Below are 5,546 nucleotides of genomic sequence, written 5' to 3'. Positions count from 1 at the left end.
GATGATGAAGCAGCTTTGGCGCTTTGTGATCTGGTTCATTAAAAACATACAGCCGATAAGCGTGGGCGTTTGATGGCGAGTGCCAAGTTCTTTGGAACTAGTGCTTAGCACTACAAACGCTCATGAGAGAGAAGTGAAGTTCACTTCAATTCTTAATTATGAGTTGCTTGAGACTGTCAAAGGTCGAGAGCGAAAAAAAATCAAGATCGAACTGTAGAGTTTGATCCTGGCTCAGATTGAACGCTGGCGGCATGCCTTACACATGCAAGTCGAACGGTAACAGGTCTTCGGATGCTGACGAGTGGCGAACGGGTGAGTAATACATCGGAACGTGCCCGAGAGTGGGGGATAACGGAGCGAAAGCTTTGCTAATACCGCATACGATCTCAGGATGAAAGCAGGGGACCGCAAGGCCTTGCGCTCACGGAGCGGCCGATGGCAGATTAGGTAGTTGGTGGGATAAAAGCTTACCAAGCCGACGATCTGTAGCTGGTCTGAGAGGACGACCAGCCACACTGGGACTGAGACACGGCCCAGACTCCTACGGGAGGCAGCAGTGGGGAATTTTGGACAATGGGCGCAAGCCTGATCCAGCCATGCCGCGTGCAGGATGAAGGCCTTCGGGTTGTAAACTGCTTTTGTACGGAACGAAAAGACTCCTTCTAATAAAGGGGGTCCATGACGGTACCGTAAGAATAAGCACCGGCTAACTACGTGCCAGCAGCCGCGGTAATACGTAGGGTGCAAGCGTTAATCGGAATTACTGGGCGTAAAGCGTGCGCAGGCGGTTATGTAAGACAGATGTGAAATCCCCGGGCTCAACCTGGGAACTGCATTTGTGACTGCATAGCTAGAGTACGGCAGAGGGGGATGGAATTCCGCGTGTAGCAGTGAAATGCGTAGATATGCGGAGGAACACCGATGGCGAAGGCAATCCCCTGGGCCTGTACTGACGCTCATGCACGAAAGCGTGGGGAGCAAACAGGATTAGATACCCTGGTAGTCCACGCCCTAAACGATGTCAACTGGTTGTTGGGTCTTCACTGACTCAGTAACGAAGCTAACGCGTGAAGTTGACCGCCTGGGGAGTACGGCCGCAAGGTTGAAACTCAAAGGAATTGACGGGGACCCGCACAAGCGGTGGATGATGTGGTTTAATTCGATGCAACGCGAAAAACCTTACCCACCTTTGACATGTATGGAATCCTTTAGAGATAGAGGAGTGCTCGAAAGAGAGCCATAACACAGGTGCTGCATGGCTGTCGTCAGCTCGTGTCGTGAGATGTTGGGTTAAGTCCCGCAACGAGCGCAACCCTTGCCATTAGTTGCTACGAAAGGGCACTCTAATGGGACTGCCGGTGACAAACCGGAGGAAGGTGGGGATGACGTCAAGTCCTCATGGCCCTTATAGGTGGGGCTACACACGTCATACAATGGCTGGTACAGAGGGTTGCCAACCCGCGAGGGGGAGCCAATCCCATAAAGCCAGTCGTAGTCCGGATCGCAGTCTGCAACTCGACTGCGTGAAGTCGGAATCGCTAGTAATCGCGGATCAGAATGTCGCGGTGAATACGTTCCCGGGTCTTGTACACACCGCCCGTCACACCATGGGAGCGGGTTCTGCCAGAAGTAGTTAGCCTAACCGCAAGGAGGGCGATTACCACGGCAGGGTTCGTGACTGGGGTGAAGTCGTAACAAGGTAGCCGTATCGGAAGGTGCGGCTGGATCACCTCCTTTCTGGAAAACTGCATTCAATATTGAACGCCCACACTTATCGGTTGTTGGAACAGGGTCTGTAGCTCAGCTGGTTAGAGCACTGTGTTGATAACGCAGGGGTCGTTGGTTCGAGCCCAACTAGACCCACCAAATTCCGATGGCCAGATACGGCAAGAGGACCAGGGGGATTAGCTCAGCTGGGAGAGCACCTGCTTTGCAAGCAGGGGGTCGTCGGTTCGATCCCGTCATCCTCCACCAACACCAAGAAACACATTCGGACTTCAACACCAAAGTGGCTTTGCAAAAGGCTGCTTTGTTGTTGATCAATATCGATTGATCAATCGGCTGTTCTTTAAAAATTCATAGAGTCGAAATCAGAGTTGCCAGGGGAAACTGCACATTCGTAAAGGTTTAGTGCAGACCGTGCCCCTGGTGACAAATTTTTGATTGCGTCAAAACGAATATTCAACGAGCTAAAGCTGCGCGAAAGCGTGGTGAAGTAAATTGAATTAGTAATGACGAATGTTTCTTGATAGTGATATCGAGGAATTATTCACATTACGGCATAACGCGCCAGGTGAAAGACCTGGCAAGTCCTTGAAGATGATGGCGATATCTTGAAAGAGATGTCAAAGTTATAGGGTCAAGTGACTAAGAGCATGTGGTGGATGCCTTGGCGATTACAGGCGACGAAAGACGTGATAGCCTGCGAAAAGCTTCGGGGAGCTGGCAAATAAGCATTGATCCGGAGATATCTGAATGGGGAAACCCACCTCGCAAGAGGTATCGCATGATGAATACATAGTCATGCGAGGCGAACCGGGTGAACTGAAACATCTCAGTAGCTCGAGGAAAAGACATCAACCGAGATTCCGAAAGTAGTGGCGAGCGAAATCGGAAGAGCCTTCCAGTGATAGTCAGACTGTTAGCAAAACGGAATGGAAAGTCCGGCCATAGCAGGTGATAGCCCTGTATGCGAAAACAGACTGGTGGTACTAAGCTGGAGAAAAGTAGGGCGGGACACGAGAAATCCTGTCTGAATATGGGGGGACCATCCTCCAAGGCTAAATACTCGTAATCGACCGATAGTGAACCAGTACCGTGAGGGAAAGGCGAAAAGAACCCCGGGAGGGGAGTGAAATAGATCCTGAAACCGCATGCTTACAAAAAGTAGGAGCCCTAAGGGGTGACTGCGTACCTTTTGTATAATGGGTCAGCGACTTACATTCAGTGGCAAGGTTAACCGAATAGGGAAGCCGTAGAGAAATCGAGTCCGAATAGGGCGAATTTAGTCGCTGGGTGTAGACCCGAAACCAAGTGATCTATCCATGGCCAGGATGAAGGTGCCGTAACAGGTACTGGAGGTCCGAACCCACTAGTGTTGCAAAACTAGGGGATGAGCTGTGGATAGGGGTGAAAGGCTAAACAAACTTGGAAATAGCTGGTTCTCTCCGAAAACTATTTAGGTAGTGCCTCAAGTATTACCTGCGGGGGTAGAGCACTGTTTAGGCTAGGGGGTCATGGCGACTTACCAAACCTATGCAAACTCCGAATACCGCAGAGTACAGCTTGGGAGACAGAGCACCGGGTGCTAACGTCCGGACTCAAGAGGGAAACAACCCAGACCGCCAGCTAAGGTCCCTAAAATTGGCTAAGTGGGAAACGAAGTGGGAAGGCTAAAACAGTCAGGATGTTGGCTTAGAAGCAGCCATCATTTAAAGAAAGCGTAATAGCTCACTGATCGAGTCGTCCTGCGCGGAAGATGTAACGGGGCTAAGCCAGTTACCGAAGCTGCGGATGTGCAATTTATTGCACGTGGTAGGAGAGCGTTCTGTAGGCCTGTGAAGGTGTCTGGTAACGGATGCTGGAGGTATCAGAAGTGCGAATGCTGACATGAGTAGCGTTAAAGGGGGTGAAAAGCCCCCTCGCCGTAAGCGCAAGGTTTTCTACGCAACGTTCATCGGCGTAGAGTGAGTCGGCCCCTAAGGCGAGGCAGAGATGCGTAGCTGATGGGAAACAGGTCAATATTCCTGTACCGATCAATAGTGCGATGTGGGGACGGAGAAGGTTAGCTCAGCCAACTGTTGGATATGTTGGTTCAAGCCTGTAGTCGTGCCTGGTAGGCAAATCCGCCGGGCTTAGATGAGGGGTGATAACGAGGCTGCTTGCAGCCGAAGTGAGTGATACCCTGCTTCCAGGAAAAGCCACTAAGCTTCAGCTATTGACGACCGTACCGCAAACCGACACTGGTGCGCGAGATGAGTATTCTAAGGCGCTTGAGAGAACTCAGGAGAAGGAACTCGGCAAATTGATACCGTAACTTCGGGAGAAGGTATGCCCCAAGTAGGTGAACTCGTACAGAGGGAGCCCAAAGGGGTTGCAAAAAATCGGTGGCTGCGACTGTTTAATAAAAACACAGCACTCTGCAAACACGAAAGTGGACGTATAGGGTGTGACGCCTGCCCGGTGCTGGAAGATTAAATGATGGGGTGCAAGCTCTTGATTGAAGTCCCAGTAAACGGCGGCCGTAACTATAACGGTCCTAAGGTAGCGAAATTCCTTGTCGGGTAAGTTCCGACCTGCACGAATGGCGTAACGATGGCCACACTGTCTCCTCCTGAGACTCAGCGAAGTTGAAATGTTTGTGATGATGCAATCTCCCCGCGGAAAGACGGAAAGACCCCATGAACCTTTACTGTAGCTTTGTATTGGACTTTGAACAGATCTGTGTAGGATAGGTGGGAGGCTTTGAAGTGAGGTCGCTAGATCTCATGGAGCCAACGTTGAAATACCACCCTGGTGTGTTTGAGGTTCTAACCCAGGTCCATTATCTGGATCGGGGACAGTGCATGGTAGGCAGTTTGACTGGGGCGGTCTCCTCCCAAAGCGTAACGGAGGAGTTCGAAGGTACGCTAGTTACGGTCGGACATCGTGACGATAGTGCAATGGCATAAGCGTGCTTAACTGCGAGACTGACAAGTCGAGCAGATGCGAAAGCAGGACATAGTGATCCGGTGGTTCTGTATGGAAGGGCCATCGCTCAACGGATAAAAGGTACTCTGGGGATAACAGGCTGATACCGCCCAAGAGTTCATATCGACGGCGGTGTTTGGCACCTCGATGTCGGCTCATCTCATCCTGGGGCTGTAGCCGGTCCCAAGGGTATGGCTGTTCGCCATTTAAAGAGGTACGTGAGCTGGGTTTAAAACGTCGTGAGACAGTTTGGTCCCTATCTTCCGTGGGCGCTGCAGATTTGAGGAAGCCTGCTCCTAGTACGAGAGGACCGGAGTGGACACACCTCTGGTGTATCGGTTGTCACGCCAGTGGCATTGCCGAGTAGCTAAGTGTGGAAGAGATAACCGCTGAAAGCATCTAAGCGGGAAACTCGTTTCAAGATGAGATCTGCCGGGGCCTTGAGCCCCCTGAAGAGTCGTTCAAGACCAGGACGTTGATAGGCTGGGTGTGGAAGCGCAGTAATGCGTTAAGCTAACCAGTACTAATTGCTCGTGCGGCTTGACCCTATAACTTTGATAGCCAACACGCTCACCAGCGTGAAGCTCAAAGTCTGTTATGCCAAGTTAGACGCAGTCAAAACACAAACATCTGATTCCAGACTCTATGAATTCGCCAGGCTGTTCACAACAACAGCCCAGCACCAAGTTATGCCTGATGACCATAGCAAGTTGGTACCACTCCTTCCCATCCCGAACAGGACAGTGAAACGACTTTGCGCCGATGATAGTGCGGGTTCCCGTGTGAAAGTAGGTCATCGTCAGGCTCTTACAGCCCAGTAACGCCCCGCTCAAATTTTGAGTGGGGCGTTTCTGCTT

The 5,546-nt window shown here is 51.2% G+C and carries 2 tRNA genes and 3 rRNA genes; all 5 read left to right on the top strand.

Annotation, left to right across the window (positions count from 1 at the left end):
- Nucleotides 1-208 precede the first annotated feature (208 nt).
- The 5 genes from AC1RDS_RS20920 (at nucleotide 209) to rrf (ending at nucleotide 5,494) form a co-directional block, all read left to right on the top strand.
- Nucleotides 209-1,737 (top strand): 16S ribosomal RNA (locus AC1RDS_RS20920).
- A 52-nt stretch (nucleotides 1,738-1,789) separates the two neighbouring features.
- Nucleotides 1,790-1,866 (top strand) — tRNA-Ile (locus AC1RDS_RS20915).
- A gap of 32 nt (nucleotides 1,867-1,898) precedes the next feature.
- Nucleotides 1,899-1,974: transfer RNA gene (locus AC1RDS_RS20910), tRNA-Ala, on the top strand.
- A gap of 383 nt (nucleotides 1,975-2,357) precedes the next feature.
- Nucleotides 2,358-5,237, top strand: a 23S ribosomal RNA gene (locus AC1RDS_RS20905).
- Between the two features lie 144 nt (nucleotides 5,238-5,381).
- Nucleotides 5,382-5,494 (top strand): 5S ribosomal RNA (rrf, locus tag AC1RDS_RS20900).
- The 16S, 23S and 5S rRNA genes sit together here with 2 tRNA genes alongside, the layout of an rRNA operon.
- The last annotated feature ends 52 nt before the right edge of the window (nucleotides 5,495-5,546 follow it).

It is taken from the genome of Acidovorax sp. GW823-FHT02H02, from assembly GCF_058797075.1.
Note: the sequence above shows the minus strand (reverse complement) of the source record. Positions and strands in the feature narration are given on the sequence as shown.